Source organism: Bradyrhizobium sp. ISRA430 (assembly GCF_029909975.1).
In the GTDB taxonomy this organism is placed as follows: Bacteria; Pseudomonadota; Alphaproteobacteria; order Rhizobiales; family Xanthobacteraceae; genus Bradyrhizobium.
In genome coordinates, this window is sequence record NZ_CP094516.1 from 6,510,040 (window position 1) to 6,527,575 (window position 17,536).

General features: G+C 63.5%; 13 protein-coding genes. 9 read left to right on the top strand and 4 right to left on the bottom strand.

Translation table 11 applies throughout. From position 1 onward, the window contains the following. Positions 1 to 31: 31 nt before the first annotated feature. Positions 32 to 364: a putative quinol monooxygenase gene (locus MTX21_RS30875; protein WP_280968377.1), complete on the bottom strand. Its 333-nt coding sequence runs from the start codon at positions 362 to 364 to the stop codon at positions 32 to 34. Between the two features lie 392 nt (positions 365 to 756). Here MTX21_RS30875 and MTX21_RS30880 point away from each other — a divergent pair, with 392 nt between their 5' ends. From MTX21_RS30880 to MTX21_RS30895, 4 genes are all read left to right on the top strand, one after another. Beyond that, positions 757 to 1,995 (top strand): FAD-binding protein, encoded by a 1,239-nt coding sequence (locus MTX21_RS30880; protein ID WP_280968378.1) that lies wholly within the window; start codon positions 757 to 759, stop codon positions 1,993 to 1,995. Next, positions 1,992 to 3,305: a glycolate oxidase subunit GlcF gene (gene glcF, locus MTX21_RS30885; RefSeq protein WP_280968379.1), complete on the top strand. Its 1,314-nt coding sequence runs from the start codon at positions 1,992 to 1,994 to the stop codon at positions 3,303 to 3,305. Before MTX21_RS30880 ends, glcF begins: the two co-directional genes overlap by 4 nt. 77 nt (positions 3,306 to 3,382) lie before the next feature. Further along, positions 3,383 to 3,718, top strand: coding sequence for a hypothetical protein (locus tag MTX21_RS30890; RefSeq protein ID WP_280968380.1), 336 nt, complete (start codon positions 3,383 to 3,385; stop codon positions 3,716 to 3,718). Between the two features lie 377 nt (positions 3,719 to 4,095). Beyond that, positions 4,096 to 5,106 carry a TorF family putative porin gene (locus MTX21_RS30895; RefSeq protein WP_280968381.1) on the top strand — a complete coding sequence of 337 codons (1,011 nt, stop codon included), beginning with the start codon at positions 4,096 to 4,098 and terminating at the stop codon, positions 5,104 to 5,106. A 220-nt stretch (positions 5,107 to 5,326) separates the two neighbouring features. On the opposite strand, the gene MTX21_RS30900 is transcribed toward MTX21_RS30895, so the two are convergent. Continuing rightward, the gene (locus tag MTX21_RS30900) at positions 5,327 to 7,090 is read right to left on the bottom strand and encodes an ABC transporter ATP-binding protein/permease (RefSeq protein WP_280968382.1); all 1,764 of its coding nucleotides are present in this window, start codon (positions 7,088 to 7,090) and stop codon (positions 5,327 to 5,329) included. 310 nt (positions 7,091 to 7,400) lie between these two features. On the opposite strand from MTX21_RS30900, the gene dctP reads away from it, so the two are divergent. From dctP to MTX21_RS30925, 5 genes are all read left to right on the top strand, one after another. Further along, positions 7,401 to 8,507 carry a TRAP transporter substrate-binding protein DctP gene (gene dctP, locus MTX21_RS30905; protein WP_280968383.1) on the top strand — a complete coding sequence of 369 codons (1,107 nt, stop codon included), beginning with the start codon at positions 7,401 to 7,403 and terminating at the stop codon, positions 8,505 to 8,507. A 120-nt stretch (positions 8,508 to 8,627) separates the two neighbouring features. Further along, on the top strand, positions 8,628 to 9,758 hold the full coding sequence (locus tag MTX21_RS30910; protein WP_280968384.1) for a TRAP transporter small permease subunit: 1,131 nt from the start codon (positions 8,628 to 8,630) through the stop codon (positions 9,756 to 9,758). A 3-nt stretch (positions 9,759 to 9,761) separates the two neighbouring features. After that, positions 9,762 to 11,129 (top strand): TRAP transporter large permease subunit, encoded by a 1,368-nt coding sequence (locus tag MTX21_RS30915; RefSeq protein WP_280968385.1) that lies wholly within the window; start codon positions 9,762 to 9,764, stop codon positions 11,127 to 11,129. 349 nt (positions 11,130 to 11,478) lie between these two features. Further along, positions 11,479 to 13,143: an L-lactate permease gene (locus tag MTX21_RS30920; RefSeq protein WP_280968386.1), complete on the top strand. Its 1,665-nt coding sequence runs from the start codon at positions 11,479 to 11,481 to the stop codon at positions 13,141 to 13,143. A gap of 181 nt (positions 13,144 to 13,324) precedes the next feature. Beyond that, a complete protein-coding gene (locus MTX21_RS30925; protein WP_280968387.1) occupies positions 13,325 to 13,723 on the top strand; it encodes an META domain-containing protein in 399 nt (132 codons plus the stop codon). Positions 13,724 to 14,515: 792 nt separating this feature from the next. Here the strand turns inward: MTX21_RS30925 and MTX21_RS30930 are convergent. Together MTX21_RS30930 and groL are read right to left on the bottom strand one after the other, a co-directional pair. Beyond that, entirely contained in the window at positions 14,516 to 15,727 is a 1,212-nt protein-coding gene (locus MTX21_RS30930) for a hypothetical protein (RefSeq protein WP_280968388.1), read from the bottom strand. A gap of 153 nt (positions 15,728 to 15,880) precedes the next feature. Then, a complete protein-coding gene (gene groL / locus MTX21_RS30935; RefSeq protein WP_280968389.1) occupies positions 15,881 to 17,512 on the bottom strand; it encodes a chaperonin GroEL in 1,632 nt (543 codons plus the stop codon). Between the last annotated feature and the right edge of the window lie 24 nt (positions 17,513 to 17,536).

Consider the following 17,536-nt stretch of genomic DNA (forward strand, 5'->3'; position numbering starts at 1 on the left):
CTCGCGACGCAAGCTCTTCCCTCCAAGGCACTTATAGCAGCCCGTATTGAGTCCGCTCCCGCTTCGCCAGCAGCGGCAGCGCTTCGCCGGCGATGTAGGTTTTGAAATGCGCGCTCTCCTGGTGGGCCTTGAAGGCCGCCTCGTCGCGGAACAGTTCGTAGAACAGGAACTGGGCCGGATTGTCCTTGGCGCGCGAGATCAGGAACAGTTTCACGCCTTCCTCGCGTTGCGCCTCCGGGAGGAAGCTGCGCAAGATCCCGGCGACCCGGTCGGCCTCCTCGGTCTTCGCTTCCCATTGCGCCACGACCAGAAGGCCGCCGCCGCTGGTCACGTCGTGGATGGTGTTCATTGTCTGTTGGCTCATGGTGGAACTCCTCGCTTGCAGGACCCCGCGGGCGTGGCGAACCCGGCAACCCGCAAGGGACAGTTCGACAGATAGCGAAGTCTGCGCGTCAATGATTCGATGTTGATCGAAGTGCGAATGTCCCAGCCAGGGCCAATGCGGGTTACCATCCAGATCCCCACGGTGAGGAGGCCGCCAACGGGTCCCGCGCGAAGCGCGGCCCGATGAAAGGCTCCGCGGTCATCTCGAACCACGAAAGCCCGGTGGTTGCAGTTCGGCCTTCATCCTTCGAGAGCCCTGTTCCGCGAGCTCCTCAGGATGAGGGGCGGCACCACCCCAGCCGCAACGCTCCGAGGCCCTGTTGCCATGCGTCGAATTGATTTCCGACGTAAATTTCGCTACCGCCTTTTCCCGTGGATACGCTCAAGGTCAGAGACGCCAAAGACGTCGAAGAGGCGGTGCGCGCGGCGATTGCCAACGAGCAGCCGCTCGAGATCATCGGTCATGGCACCAAGCGCGCCATCGGGCACACGATGGCGACCAATGCCGTGCTCGATGTGTCCGCGCTGAGCGCGGTGACCTCCTATGAGCCCAACGAGCTGATCATCACGCTTGCCGCCGGTGCGCCGGTCGCCGACGTGCTGTCGCTGATCGATTCCAAGAACCAGCAATTCGCCTTCGAGCCGATGAACACGGCCCCGCTCCTCGGCACGCCGGCGCTTGGCACCATCGGCGGGATGATCGCCACGGGCCTCGCCGGCCCGCGCCGCATCAGGGCAGGCGGGGCGCGCGATCACCTGTTGGGGGCGCACGCCGTCTCCGGCTTCGGCGACAGCTTCAAGACCGGCGGCAAGGTGGTGAAGAACGTCACCGGCTACGATCTCTGCAAGCTGCTCGCGGGCTCCTGGGGCACGCTGTCCGTCATGACCGAGGTCACGCTCAAGGTCATGCCGAAGCCGGAGGCCGAGCGGACCTTGTTGTTGCGCGGGCTCGACGATGCCGCCGCCAACAAGGCCATGACCGCGGCGCTCGGCTCGCCCTATGACGTCTCCGGTGCAGCGCATCTGCCGAAATCGGCGTTCCGCGGCAGGACAGAAGGGCTTGGCGACATTGCGAGCCAGGGCGAGCCGCTGACCGTGCTGCGGCTCGAGGGCATCAAGGCCTCTGCCGTTCACCGCGCAGGCTCGCTGCGCGAGTTGCTGGCGCCGTTTGGAGCCGCGACCCTCGTTGAGGATGCGGCGTCCTCGGCGCTGTGGGCCACGATCCGCGACGTCCTGCCGTTCGCGGCAGATGGCACGCTCGGCGCCTGGCCGGTCTGGCGGATCGTCTGCCCGCCGGCATCGGGGGGCGCGCTCGGCGCGCAATTGGGGCGCGAGACCGGTGGCGACGTGATCTACGACTGGGGCGGTGGGCTGATCTGGGCGGCGCTGCCGCCCAAGGGCGATGCGCACGCGCCGATCGTGCGTCACCGCGTCAATGCCTTCGGCGGGCACGCCACGCTGGTCCGGGCGGCCGACGACGTCAGGCGCAATGTCGACGTGTTCCATCCGCAACCGGCAGGCATCGCGGCCCTGAGCGAGCGGGTCCGCGCCAGCTTTGATCCGAAAGTCATCCTCAACCGTGGACGGCTGACGCGGGGCGCTGCAGCATGAAGACCGAATTCTCACTCGCGCAGCTCGCCGACCCCGACATTGCGGAAGCCGACAAGATCCTGCGCGCCTGCGTCCATTGCGGCTTCTGCACCGCGACCTGTCCGACCTATGTGCTGCTCGGCGACGAACTCGATAGCCCGCGCGGCCGCATCTACCTGATGAAGGAGATGCTGGAGAAGGACTTGGCGCCGACGGCGGAGGTGGTCAAGCATATCGACCGCTGCCTGTCGTGCCTCGCCTGCATGACCACCTGTCCGTCCGGGGTGCACTACATGCACCTGGTCGACCAGGCCCGGGTCAGGATCGAGCAGCGCTACCAGAGGCCGCTGGCCGAGCGGCTGTTGCGCGCGGTGCTCGCCTTTGTCCTGCCGGACCCGCAGCGCTTCCGCGCCAGCATGTGGCTGGCCCGGCTGGCGCGCCCCTTCACAGTGCTCCTGCCGACCCCGCGGCCGTCGCCCACGCCGGGACTGATCCAGCGGATCCAGGCGATGCTGGCGCTGGCCCCGAACCGCCTGCCGTCGCCGGGCCCTGCCGCCGGCAGCGTGTTCGCGCCTCTTGGCAAGAAACGGGGCCGGGTCGCGCTGTTGCAGGGCTGCGCGCAGCAAGTGCTGGCGCCACGCATCAACCAGGCCGCCATCAACCTTTTGACCCGGCACGGCATCGAGGTCGTCCTGGTCAAGGACGAGCAGTGCTGCGGCGCATTGACCCATCATCTCGGCCGCGACGACGATGCGCTCGCCCGCGCCCGAGCCAACGTCGCGGCATGGCGCGCGGAAGCGACGGGGGAGGGGCTCGACGCCATCCTGGTGACGACGTCCGGTTGCGGCACCGTCATCAAGGACTACGGCTATCTCCTGCGCGAGGATCGCGACTTCGCTGCCGACGCGGCGCAGATCTCCGCGCTGGCCAAGGACATCACTGAGTACGTCGCCGGCCTCGGCCTCGCGCCGACCATGCGAGCTGACAACATCGTCGTCGCCTATCACTCCGCTTGTTCATTGCAGCACGGCCAGAAAATCACTGGACTTCCGAAAGAATTGCTTTCCAAGAATGGATTCGTGGTGAAAGATGTGCCGGAGAGCCACTTGTGTTGCGGTTCGGCGGGGACCTACAACATTCTCCAGCCCGACCTTGCGGGCAGGTTGCGCGATCGCAAGGTCGCCAACATCGCGAGCGTCAAGCCGGACATGATTGCCGCGGGCAATATCGGCTGCATGGTGCAGATTGCCAGCGGCACGTCAGTTCCGGTCGTGCACACGATTGAGCTTCTCGATTGGGCTACGGGCGGTTCGCGGCCGGCATTGAACTAGTCGAGCGGCGCTGCGTCCCGAGGTGACGACTGAAGACGCCCGATCGACCATTGTTCGGCGGCAACAGGAGGACCACGATGGCGAAGGCGAAGAAGAAGAAAAGCAAGAAGGCCAAAAAGGCTAAGAAGGTTGTAGCGGCGAAGAAGAAGACCGCGAAGAGGGCGACGAAGAAAGCCGCCAAGAAATCAGCGAAGAAGTCTGCAAAGAAATCGGCCAGGAAGGCCGCCCCGAAGGCGGCAAAGAAGACTGCCAAGAAGGCCGCGAAGAAAGCTGCGCCCAAGAAGCGCGCGAAGGCTGCTCCGACTCCGAAGGCGCCGCCACCCACGGAGGCTCCGGCTCCCGAGCCCGCACCGGAAACAAGCTGGGCGATGCCTTCGTCAGGGGATTCGACGCCGGCCGAAGGTCAGGGGTAGTCCGTCCCGTATCCTCCGGAACGACGTGCAGACAGGAAGGCCGCAGCCAACGCTGCGGCCTTTTCGCATCGCAGGGAGCGGCGCCGAATCATGCTCCTGGTTGATCCGTGACCTTAAGTCCCCACAGCTTCGCGATGTCCGTAACCCCACGGGACCGGACGCAGGGCGGAATGCAAAAGCTGTGTTCGGGGTGCAACACATCGCAACAACCTTTCGTGGAAAGGCTTGAACGCCCAAAAAGTCAGCAGTTGCCCGTGATTTTTGCTTCCGGGTTAATTGCCCCCGCTCCAGATTGTGACTGTCATTTTTCGGTCAGGTATCGCGCCCTTGGGGGCTTTCGGACCTGACGGGGCTTAAGACTGGTGATGGGGATCGTAATGAAAAAAGTGACTTTGTTGGCAACGGCGCTGGCAATGGTGACGGGTTCGGCTCTGGCGGCAGATCTGCCGGTGAAGGCATTGAAGGCTCCGCCGCCGCCTGCCTTTGAACCGTGGGACGTCGCCTTCGGCGGCGGCATCATGAACGACTACATCTTCCGCGGTATTACGCAGTCGAACCACAAGCCGTCGGTCACGGCCTATTTCGAGCCGCGTTACAACGTCACCAAGGACCTCCAGCTCTACGTCGGCGTGTCCGGTGAGAGCATCTCCTTCCCGAACCGCGCCGCGGCCGAGATTGACGTCTATGGCGGTATCCGTCCGACCTTCGGCGCCTTCGCCTTCGACATCGGTGTCTGGGGTTACCTGTATCCGGGTGGGAGCTGCTTCTTCGGCGGCAACGGCTTCGACTTCGCGGGTAACTTCCAGGGCGCCGAGTGCGCTTCGCAGGCCCTGATCAACGGCAACGTGATCAAGAAGGACCTGAGCTTCTTCGAAGTCTACGGCAAGATGACCTACACGGTGAATGACAACTGGGCATTCGGCGTCAACGAATATTACACTCCGAGCTACCTGAACTCGGGCGCCTGGGGCAACTACACCTCGATTACCGGCAAGTACATCGCGCCCAGCACGATCTTCGGTTCGAGCGGCGTCGGCATGTATGTCTCGGGTGAGTTCGGCCGTCAGTGGCTGGGCACGTCCGACAGCTTCTACGGCACGGCTGCCTTCCCGAACGGGATCAAATATGCCGACTACAACACCTGGAACATCGGCATCGGCTTCACCTACAAGGTGTTCACGCTGGACCTGCGTTACTCCGACACCGATCTTTCCAAGGGTAACTGCAACGCCTTCACCAGCGACTTCTCCGCGCGCGGCAACATCACTGCGAGCTCCGGTACCGACCTGACCCCGATCAATCCTTCGGGCGTCGGCTCCAACTGGTGCGGCGCGGCCGGTATCGCCAAGCTGTCGTTCGACCTGACGGCGATGACCAACTTGAAGTAAGTTTCTTCCCGAGACTTGGCTGAAAGGGCGGCAGGACAACCTGCCGCCTTTTTGCTTTGGGGGTATCAGTTGCACACTCGTCATGGCCAGGCTTGTCTCGGCCATCCACGTAGCCGCGCAAAGAACGTGGATGCCGGGGACACAGGCGAGCGTAAGCGACGCCGTCCCTTGGACGGCTATGCCCGGGTATGACGACGTGGAAGCTTCAGCGCCCCAACTCTCAGCGCGCGGCGGTCGGCTCCGCCTCGACCGGCTCGCCGCTGCTGCCGAGAACGTGGAGCTCACCGCTTTCCACCATCGCCACTTTGCGCGTGTGGAAAGCGTCGAGCGTCGAACGGTGCCCGATCGAGACGATGGTCGCCTGCGGCAGCTTCTCGGCCAGCAACCGGTAAAGCCGGGCCTCGGACAGCTCGTCGAGCGAGGCGGTGGCCTCGTCGAGGAACAGATAGTCCGGCGCATGCAGCAGCGCGCGAGCCAGCCCCAGGCGCTGCTGCTCGCCCAGTGACAGCGTCCGGTTCCAGTGGCCTTCCTCGTCGAGCCGTCTCGACAGCCGCGGCATGCCGACCGCCGTTAGCGCCTCCTTGATCTTGTCCGGCGCGATCGTGCCGTGCTCGGCGGGGTAGATCACGGCGTCCCCGAGCGGGCCGACCGGGAAATACGGCCGCTGCGGCAGCATCATCAGCCGGGCCTTCTCGGGGATGGAAATCGTTCCGGTGCCGAACGGCCAAATGCCGGCGACGGCGCGGAATAGCGTCGACTTGCCGGAGCCCGACGGCCCGGTCACCAGCACCCGCTCAGACGGCTGGATCGTGAAAGCATCGGCCGTGACCAGAGGTGCGCCGTTCGGCAGCTTCACCAGCAAGTGCTGGAGCGCGACCGCCTTGCTTGCGCCGGATCGCACCACGCCGATGGTCGGCTCGTGCGCCGCGATGTTGGCGGCCGCGCCGACCGACATCTCGAAGCCGTCGAGACGGGCGACCACCGCGCGCCATTCGGCGAGCGAGCGATAGGCCGTGACGAAGAACGACAGCGCATCCTGCACGCTGCCGAACGCCGAGCCGGTCTGCATCATGTCGCCGAGCTGGATCCTCTTGGCGAAGAAGGCGGGCGCCACCATCACATAGGGGAAGACCACCGCCGCCTGCTGATAGCTCGCCGTGAACGCCGTGAGGCGCTTGGTCCGGCTCATGATCGCGTACCAGTTGCTGATGACGAATCCGAAGCGGTGCAACAGGCGCCCGCGCTCGGCCGCTTCGCCCTTCAACAGCGCGATCTGCTCGGAATTTTCGCGCACCCGGACCAGGTTGAAGCGGAAATCGGCTTCGAACCGCTGCTGCTCGAAATTGAGATTGACGAGCGGTACGCCGATCCAGTGCGTCAAGGCCGTGCCCAGGATCGCATAAACCAGCGCGCACCAGACCAGAAAACCGGGGACGACGAGATCGGTGCCGTAGATGTGCAGGGGCGCCTTGTTGGACAGGCCCCAAAGGATGACGATGAACGAGGCCAGCGTCACGATCGACGACAGCAAACCCAGGCCGATGGTGAGCGTCTGCTCGACGAACGTCTTGACGTCCTCGGTGATACGCTGGTCCGGGTTGTCGGCGGCCTCGCCCCTGAGCTGCATGCGATAGTGCGTGGCGCCGTCGAGCCATTCGCCGAGATAGTGTCGCGTCAGCCACCGCCGCCAGCGGATCTGCAGCCACTGGTTCAGGTAGAGCTTGTAGACCGCCAATGCGACGAAGGTGAAGGCGAGGCCGAGGAAAATCCATATCTCCTTGACGAACTCCTCCAGATCGTAGGCCTGGAGTGCACTGTAGAACCGGTTCTGCCACTGATTGACGAGGACGTTGATCGCGACCAGCGCCAGCTCCATCGCGATCACGGCGGCGAGCAGGCCGCGGCCGGCCCATTTGTCCTCCGATCGGAAATAGGGGATGGCGATTCGCCAAACGGTCGCGAGCGTGGCGCGGATGTTCTTCACAGAGTGGTCTCCTGCGGGGGTGTGCGCAACTGCCTGTAGCAACGGCGAAAATAAGCGCGCTTAGACTAAGGTTGTAAATCCTGCAATTCGCGTTGGCTTGTCCCGGCCCGCCAGTCGACCCTAGCATGGTCGAAACGGCGCGGGACGAGAGGTCTCCGGACTTCGCGAGGAAGTGAGCACCGCCCGGCTGGGCCGATTTTGCTCAGCCGCCATCGTCCGTGGAAGCCGTGAATAGCCGCTGATCCTAGTCTTAAGCGGCAAGAGAAACCGCCCATAAGGGCGGAATACGGCGACCATAAGGGAGGATGCCATGACCCACGGAACCACCAAGCCAAAGACCACCCGTCGCAAGTTTCTTGTCGCGGCCGGCACGGCTGCCGTCGCCGCGCCCTACATTCGCGACGCCGAAGCTGCCGAGACGACGACATGGAAGGTGCAGACCTCATGGCCGGCCGGTGTGGGGCTGGCCACGTTCAAGCAGTGGTGCGGTACCATCAAGGAAAAGACCGGTGGCGAACTCGAGTTCAAGCCATTCGCCGCGAAGGAGGTTGTTGGCGATTTCGAGCTGCTGGACGGCGTGAAAAACGGCGTGCTCGAAGCGATGAACTCGTTCACGCTCTATTGGGCCGGCAAGGTGCCTGCCACGGCATTCCTGTCGTCTTATCTGATGGGGCTGCGCTATCCCCATGAATGGGACGTTTTCTTCTACGGCAATGGCGGACTGAAGCTTGCGCGTGACGTATTTGCCAAGCAGGGGCTGATGTATGTCGGTCGCATTCACCACGGTCCCAATATCATTCACTCCAAAAAGCCGATCCGGTCGATCGAGGATTTCAAGGATCTGAAGCTGCGCGTGCCGGGCGGCATGATCGCCGAGGGCTTTGCCGCGATCGGCGCGAAGACAACCCTGCTGCCGGGCGGCGAAGTGTTTTCGGCCCTTGAGAAGGGCACAATCGAGGCGGCCGACTACACCGGCCCCGCGGTCAACTGGGACCTCGGCTTCCAACAGGTCGCGAAATACATCTGGATGGGTCCCCCCGGCCTGGAGTCGATCTATCAGCCGGTCGACCTGATGGACTTCTGCGTCGGCCTGAACCACTGGAACAAGCTGTCGCCGAAGATGCAGCTCTGGGTAGAGAACGAGATCGAGGCCTATTCGGCCCTCCACCATGGCGCGATTCAGAAGGCCGACATGGACGCCTGGGGCAAGTTCGAGAAGGCAGGTGTTCAGATCAATCGCCTTCCAGCGGAAGATCTTGAGGAATTCCAGAAAGTCGCGGTCCCGATCTGGTTCAAATGGGCCAACAAGGACAAGGACGCGGCGCGCATTTTCAAGGCGCAGCTTGAAGTCATGGAATCTCCGAGCTTCGGTTACGTCACCCCCGAGATGTACCAGGGCCAAAAGCTCGATCTTTGAGGTCTGCTCGATCTGATCGAAAAAAGCGGAAGGAGGCACTTTCGATGCCTCCTTCGACGGGGGTCGAAAAGGCTCTTTCCAATCGTCTCTTTGCCTTAGCCCACTCTTACCGAGGCCTCGATGCCAAGTCTGAATTTCGTGCTGCCCCATTGGCTCTATTGGGGCACCCTGATCGTATTCCCCTTGCTAGCCATGTACTTCGTCAAGCGCCAGAAGCAGCGCGGGACCCCGCAAGGTCCATCATTGTTCATCGCCTACATGTTCTGCCTGTGCGCCGGCTTCATGGGGCTGCACCGCCTCTATCTCCGCAACATGTGGGGCCTCATCTTCATTCCGGTCTTCCTTGCGATCCTCTATACGAATGATGAAATGCGCGACCGTCGCGAAGACGTCTCGCGCACTCGCGCCGCCGTCGAGAGATCGCATACCGCCATCAGGCGCGCGGAGATACCGCCGAATGTGTCGGCCACGCCGCGGATGACCGAAAGGCTGAAAAGAGCCCAGAGCGAAGGCTCTGCCGCCGAACAGCAATTCGCGCAAGCACAGGCCGATCTCGACCGGTGGCGCGGCTACTCGCGGTGGCTCGCGATTCTGATGGCGGCGATGCTGCTGACCGATGCGGTGCTGTTGCCGGGCACTGTGAGGCGTGCATCCGAAAGTGAGGCCGCCGAGCGCAGGCTCCATCCCCCTGCTGCGGAGGCTCCCCCACATCTCGATCAGCAGGGTACCGGAGAGGATCCCACCCTTGCCGTGCATACCCGGCTTACCGACAAGATTGAACTACTGAACATCCGGGTTGGCGAGTTCGCAGCCTACTGGGCCGTGATTTCGGTGTTCGTCTACTATTACGAGGTGATTGCGCGATTTGTGTTCAACTCGCCGACCAACTGGGTGCACGAAAGCATGTTCCTGATGTACGGCATGCAATACATGCTGGCCGGCGCTTACGCCTACCGCGAAGATCAGCACGTTCGCGTCGATGTGATCTACACCAAGTTCTCGCCGCGCGGCAAAGCCGCGGCCGACATCGTCACGTCCGTCTTTTTCTTCATCTTCATCGGGGTCCTGTTCTGGACGAGTTGGCGTTTTGCCGCAGACGCGATCAACAACAACGAGCACTCGTTCACCGAATGGGGCGTCCAGTACTGGTCGGTCAAGCTGATGATGCCCATCGGCGCGGGGCTGCTCTTCCTCCAGGGAATTTCGAAACTCATCAAGGACGTTGCGTTCCTCGCGCGCGGGAGAGCCTGACCCATGGGGTGGAATATCGATATTGCGTGGCTCACGCTCCTGATGTTCGGGTCGCTGGGCGTGCTGCTGGCGCTCGGGCTTCCGATGGCGTTCTGCACCGGAAGCCTTGCGGTGGTTTTCCTGTTCCTGTTCGGCAACTCCGCCGTCCTGAACATGACTCCGGCGCGCATCTTTCCGTTTATGACCGACTACCAGCTTTCGGCCGTGCCGCTGTTCATCTTCATGGCGGCGATGCTGGAAAAGGCCGGCATCATCGAAGAGCTGTTCGACGCCGTCTACAAGTGGCTGGGATCGATCAAGGGAGGGCTCGCCTCAGCGACCGTGCTGGCCTGTACGGCGCTTGCCGCCATGGTCGGTGTGGTCGGCGCGACCGAAGTCACGATGGGCATGATCGCCCTGCCGGCCATGATGAGGCGCGGCTACGATCAGAAGCTCGCTTGCGGCGCTCTGCTTGCCGGCGGCACCCTGGGCATTCTGATTCCGCCTTCGGTAATGGCCATCGTGTATGCAGTGGTGGCACAGCAATCGCTTGGCGAATTGCTGGTTGGCTCGATCCTGCCGGGCTTTCTGCTCTCGGGCATGTACATCGTCTACATCACGGTTCGCTGCTACATCAATCCCAAGCTCGGTCCGGCGCTTCCGCCGGAAGAGCGTGTCGATATGAAGGAGAAGCTGCGGCTGCTGAAGAATACGATCGCGCCGTTGCTTCTGATCGTTCTCGTGCTCGGCATCATCTTCTTCGGCATCGCGACACCGGTTGAAGCCGCCGGTATCGGAACGTTCGGCGCTTTGTTCGTCTCGGCGCTTCACCGGCGCTTGAACTGGCCGGCGGTGGAGGAAGCGGCCATTGCCACGCTGAAGGCGACGGCGATGGTGATGTGGATCTTCTTCGGCGCCACGATGTTCGTCGGGTTCTTCATCCTCAAGGGTGGTCAGGAATTTGTCGCCAATTCGATCCTGGGCACCGGTCTGCCGCCGTACGGAATCCTGGCTCTGATGATGGTGATCCTGTTTGTGCTCGGCATGTTCCTCGATTGGGTCGGCATCTTGCTGCTGACCGTGCCGATCTTCCTGCCGATCATGAAGAGCCTGAACTGGAGCGGCGTGCTCGGGATTCCCGGCGTGGAAGCCACCGACGTACCGCTCTGGTATGGCGTGATCTTCATGATCAATATGCAGATGGCGTTTCTCAGCCCGCCGTTTGGTTATTCGCTGTTCTATCTCAAGAGCGTCGCGCCGCCCGAAATCAGCATGGCCACGATCTTCAGGGCCTCAGTCAACTTCATGGTGCTGCAGGCGATCGGCGTCGGGCTCTGCATCATCTTTCCACAGATCATCCTTTGGCTGCCAAGCCTCGTATATGCTCGTTGAACGCAGCACATCACCGGCGCTGCGTGATGTATTCTGGCGCTCGTTCGCGCCATCGCCGGCCCTGAAGGAGCAGTACAGGCCGCACTTGCAATGAAATCTCCGCGAGCTTCAGCTCTCGCGGGAATTCCTGCATTCGGGCGCCAGCGAACCTTCTCAACGCCGTCGCCATCCTATAGAAGGTTCGGCAAGCCATGGCGCCTTCGGATTCGCGGGCCTGGGAGCGGGTGGGAGCCGCCGTGCATCGCAGGGGAATTCGCTTCCGGCTCAGGGGTTATCGCTACCAGCGTCAAGCAGGCTCGGCTCTCCACGCTGGCTGTCCTGCCACACGAATGCGTGGGGGGAGGAAGACATGTGGAATCAAATCTATAACCCGCTAAACAACGCGGCGCTGTCCACCATCGCGGCGGCCATTCCGGTCGTCTCGCTCTTGGTCATGATCGCGAGCGGGCGCGTGAAAGCGCATATCGCGGCCGTGATCGCAGTGATCATCACCAATCTGATCGCGATCTTCATCTTCACCATGCCGGCCGGCATGTCGCTCCGCGCGTCGGCGCTCGGCATCGTCACCGGCTTCTTCCCGATCGGCTGGATCGTCCTCAACGTCATCTTCCTCTACCAGGTGACGGTGAGCACTGGGCGCTTCGAATTGCTGAAGCGCGCGATCGGCGGCGTTACCGAGGACCGGCGCCTGCAGCTCTTGCTGGTCGCGTTCTCGTTCGGCGCCTTCTTCGAAGGCGCCTCGGGCTTCGGCACGCCGGTCGCGATCACCGGTGCCGTGCTGATCGGCCTCGGCTTCTCGCCGCTCGCGGCGTCAGGCCTGTCGCTGATCGCCAACACCGCGCCGGTCGCCTATGGCGCGCTTGGCACGCCGATCCAGGGCCTTGCGTCTGTCACCGGGCTCGATCCCTACATCCTCGGCGCGATGGTCGGCCGGCAATTGCCGTTCTTCTCGCTGATCGTGCCGTTCTGGGTGGTCTGGGCGTTCGCGGGCTGGCGCGGCATGAAGGACGTCTGGCCGGCGATCCTCGTCACCGGCGTGTCGTTCGCGGTCCCGCAATACGTGATCTCGAACCACATCAATCCATGGATCGTCGACATCGGGGCCTCGCTGATCTCGATGGGCGCGCTCATCCTGTTCCTGAAAGTGTGGCAGCCGAGGCAGCTCTGGCTGTCGCCGGAACTGCGCGGACACGACGAATCGGCCGCGCAAATGGAAAAGGCGACGCCGCTCGACAAGACTCCGCTCACCCAGTCCGAACTGTGGAGCGCGCTTTTGCCGTGGATCATCGTCTGCATCGTGATGCTGATCTGGGGCAATGGGGCGTTCAAGACCTGGGCGAATTCGATCTTCACCTGGAACTACGCTGTTCCCGACCTGCACCAGATGATCAACAAGATGCCGCCGGTGGCCGCCAAGCCGACGCCGGAAGGCGCGGTGTTCGCGTTCACCTATCTGTCGTTCACCGGCACCGGCATGCTGATCGCGGGGATCATCTCCGGCTTCCTGATGGGAGTAGGGCCCGGACGCTTGCTGGCGGAGTATGGCCGCACGATCCGGCTGTGCGCGATCTCGCTGATCACGATCTCGGCGATGCTTGCAATCGGCACGCTCACCCGCCTCTCCGGTGTCGACGCGACGCTCGGTCTCGCCTTCGCGGCAACCGGCGTGCTCTATCCCTTCTTCGGCACGCTGCTCGGCTGGTTGGGCGTGGCGTTGACGGGATCGGATACCGCTTCGAACATCCTGTTCGGCAACCTGCAGAAGATCACCTCCGAGCAGATCGGCCTGTCGCCGGTGCTGATGGCGGCGGCGAACTCCTCGGGCGGCGTGATGGGCAAGATGATCGACGCGCAGTCGATCGTGGTCGCCTCCACCGCGACGCGGTGGTACGGCCACGAGGGCTCGATCCTGCGCTTCGTATTCTGGCACTCGATCGTGCTGGCCTGCTTGGTCGGCGTGCTCGTGACGTTGCAGGCCTATGTCTGGCCGTTCACAGCGCTCATGCTGAAGTAGCCCGGAACGGTTTGCTCTGACGCAAATCCCCGCGGGATCGCTCCCGCGGGGATTTTGCGTCGAGGGTGCGCGAACCTTCTCATTGTCGCCGCGGTCTTATAGAAGGTGCGGCAAGTCAGGACGGTCGAGAGGTGTCATGGGTTCAGGTTTCGTGGGTTCAGGTGTCGTGGATTCAGGTGTCGTGGGTTCGCTCAAGCAGGTGATGTGTGCGGCGGTCGCGGTGCTGCTGATGTCGGGTATCGCGTACGGCGAGGAGGGGTTCCCGTTCGGCACCGAGATGACGCTCGAGGCGCTGCCGCAGCCCGGCTCGAAGCGGATTCCGAACATCGAGATCGGCGACAATGGCGAGGTCGTGCTGGAGCTCTGGTGCAAGGGCGGCAAGGGCCAGTTCTCCGTCGCCGGCAACACCGTGATCTTCGTCGCCGGCCAGATCCAGGACCGTTCCTGTCCGCCCGCCAAGGCTCAGGCCGACGACGATCTCGTCGCGGCGCTCGCCGCCACCGAGACCTGGAAGCGCCAGGGCGAGGTGCTCACGCTGATCGGCCCGAAGCCGCTGCGGTTTCGCGTGAACGGCAATTGAACCTCGCGGCGGCGGTTACGGCGTCGCAATCAATCCGTTGGCGGTCGCGACGATCCAGCGACTGCCCCAGCGCACGATGGAGTCTATTCGCCCAAGCCCGGGAATAATGTCGCCGCGCGCGGCCATCCGAACTCCGTCAGGGCCTTCGAGAACCGCGGTTCCGTCCCGAACGTCAACAACCGTCCAGCCGGGAATGGTGGTGGGCCTGGTTTCAGGTGCCGGCGCCAAAGGCTGCCTCATTGCGACCGCCGGCCCGGATGGGCTCGTATGTACTTGCGAGGCCGTCGACGGGCGTACGCCCGACGTGGCGGAAGTCTTGGGGATGCTTCCAACAAAGGCGGGTACGGTTGCTTGCTCGGAGGTAGAGGCCGTCTTTCGGATGCCTTCAATCTTGCCCGCGGACCTTGTTTCAGGACCTCGCGATGGGGGCGCTGCTTCCTGGGCAATTGGGCCGGCGTCGAACATGCTTGCGAACGCAGGCCAATTCAGACCTCCGGCCCAACCCAATCCAAAGCTTGCCACAAGTGCGATTGCGACCAGCAGAACGGTGCGCGCCCGAACACCATACGGGTCTCGTAGCACCAGCACGTCTTCGCGATCGTGGCTTAAGATATCCCACAGACTGGCCGGCGGCCTCGGCAGCTCGCCGCCAACCACATTCCCGGGCCGGATGTCTCCAAGGGTACTCAGCTCGTGGTCTTGCATGATGCGACCCACGTTCGGTTACCCGATGATGGCCGCTTAGACTGAATCGAATCTTAACAATCAGGCGAATGGCTGCGGCAGCTCAGCCTATTTCCACAGCGACTTGTCAGCGTCCCAGCGCTGGCCCTTGAGCTCCTTGGTGAGCGCCTCGACCGAGCCGTTGTCGTCGGGCTGGTCGCCTTCCTCGTCGGTCGCCGCCTCGTCCGACAGGTTGAGCTTCGCGCCGGTGCCCTCGTCGGTAGTTGTGGTCGAAGGGCTGCCGATCCAGAGCATCAGCTTGTCGGTCGAGCCCGGCTTGTCCGCAGAGACGAGGCCTGCGACCTCGATCGTATCGGTGAGCTCGAGCGCCGGGAAATCCTGGTTCGGCCGCTTGAAGACGAGCTTGAGCTTGCCGGTGATCGGGCTGAAGCTCTGCGCGACCGGCTTTGCCGCGAGCGTCCTGCCCAGGACGTTCGAGACCGCGCTTGCGAGCTTGTCACGGTTGATCCTGTCGCCATCGCGCCAGTCGGCGGCGGGGAAACGGATGGTGCGATCCATCTCGGTCATCCCCGCGGTCCAGCCTGCGGCGGTGACGCCCGGCATCGCCTTGAGCTTTGCGAGCAGCGCGGCGGCGCGCTCCGGGTCGACCGACATGTTGATGGTCTGCTCGCCGGCGCGCAGCGCGTCGCAGCCGACCGAGAGGCTCGCCAGCGTCACCTCGACGTCCTGGCCCTTCAGGCTCTTCAAGAGGTCGGTCGCCGCGTCGAGCTTGACCTTGACCGCGATCGCTTCGGGCGAGACTTCGGTAAAATCCTTCGGCTGCGGCGTGATGCCGTCGTCCGAGGTCTGGTTGTCGAGGAATTCCCTCTCGCTGAGATCGGAATTGTCGGGGGAGGCGACCTCGGTCACGACCTGGCCGATCGAGATCTGGCCGCGGAACTCGAAGGTGTCGCCGGTCGGCTTGCGCACCAGCTTGATGCTGACCGGCGCTTTCTCGCCGAGGCTCTGCGTCGTGCCGGTCAGAGTCTGGCCCGCGACCTGGAGGTTGGCGACGAAGCGGTCCTTGCGGTCGGAGTTCCTCGAGACGGGGTAGCAGACGTCGAGCACGGCCGCCGTAACCGCCTTGCCCTGCCGCGTCTCCTTCAGGATCACGTCGGCATTGCCCTCCATCAATCCGTCGATCGAAGTGAAATAACGCGTCTCCGCACCGCCCGGGGCGGCGGCCTTCGGTGACAGCTTCATCTGGCCGGATGCGACTTCAGGCGAAACGGCAAGCAGAGCCGCCAAGAAAACTGTCGGGCAGACCAGAAGCGCGCGCATCGACGAAATCCTCGAGCAATAGAATCGGCGCCACCGTAGTGGGTTTTGGCCGTCGGTTGAATTGGAAAGCGCAAGACAAAGCGCAAGACATCGTCGGCAAAAAAGAAGGCCGCCAGGAGGCGGCCTTCGCATCAATGTGTGGGAACGATGGGCTTAGAAGCCGCCCATGCCGCCGCCGGCCGGCATCGCCGGGGCCGCTTCCTTCTTCGGCAGTTCCGCGACCATTGCTTCGGTGGTGACCAGCAGGCCCGCCACCGAGGAGGCGTCCTGCAGCGCGGTGCGCACCACCTTGGCGGGATCGATGATGCCCTTCTCGACCATGTCGACATAGTCCTCGTTCTGGGCGTCGAAGCCGAAGGTCTCGGACTTGTTCTCCAGGATCTTGCCGACGACGACCGAGCCTTCCAGGCCCGCGTTCTCGGAGATCTGGCGGACCGGAGCTTCCAGCGCCTTCAGCACGATGTTGATGCCGGCCTGCACGTCGGCATTGTCGTTGGAGAGCCGGCCGACCGCCTTCTTGGCACGGAGCAGCGCGACGCCGCCGCCGGGGACGATGCCTTCCTGCACGGCGGCGCGGGTGGCGTTGAGCGCGTCCTCGACGCGGTCCTTCTTCTCCTTGACCTCGATCTCGGTCGCGCCGCCGACGCGGATCACCGCGACGCCGCCTGCGAGCTTGGCGAGACGCTCCTGCAGCTTCTCACGGTCGTAGTCCGAGGTGGTCTCCTCGATCTGCGCCTTGATCTGGCCGACGCGGGCTTCGATGTCGGGCTTCTTGCCCGCGCCGTTGACGATCGTGGTGTTCTCCTTGTCGATCACCACCTTGCGCGCGCGGCCCAGCATCTTCACCGTGACGTTCTCGAGCTTGATGCCGAGCTCTTCGGAGATGAGCTGGCCGCCGGTGAGGATCGCGATGTCCTCGAGCATGGCCTTGCGGCGGTCGCCGAAGCCCGGCGCCTTGACGGCGGCGACCTTCAAGCCGCCGCGCAGGCGGTTGACGACCAGCGTCGCCAGGGCCTCACCCTCGACGTCCTCGGCGACAATGACGAGCGGCTTGCCGGACTGCACCACGGCTTCCAGCACCGGCAGCATGGCCTGCAGGCCCGACAGCTTCTTCTCGTGCAGCAGGATGTAGGCGTCCTCGAGCTCGACGGTCATCTTCTCGGCGTTGGTGACGAAGTAGGGCGACAGATAGCCGCGGTCGAACTTCATGCCTTCGACGATGTCGACTTCGGTGTCGAGCGACTTGTTCTCCTCGACGGTGATGACACCCTCGTTGCCGACCTTCTGCATCGCCTGCGCGATCATCTTGCCAATGGCGGCATCGCCGTTGGCCGAGATGGTGCCGACCTGGGCGACCTCGGAGGAGGAGGCGACCGGCTTGGCGCGCTTTTCAATGTCCTTGATGACGGCCGCAACCGCGGTGTCGATGCCGCGCTTCAGATCCATCGGGTTCATCCCGGCGGCAACCGCCTTGGCGCCTTCGCGCACGATGGCCTGGGCCAGCACGGTCGCGGTGGTGGTGCCGTCGCCGGCGAGGTCGTTGGTCTTGGAAGCGACCTCACGCACCATCTGGGCGCCCATGTTCTCGAACTTGTCCTCGAGCTCGATCTCCTTGGCGACGGTGACGCCGTCCTTGGTGATGCGGGGCGCGCCGAACGACTTCTCGATGACGACATTGCGGCCCTTCGGGCCGAGCGTCACCTTGACGGCGTTGGCGAGAATGTCGACGCCGCGCAGCATGCGTTCGCGCGCGTCTCCGGAAAATTTGACGTCCTTGGCAGCCATGTTCTAACTCCTGAAAAAACTTGG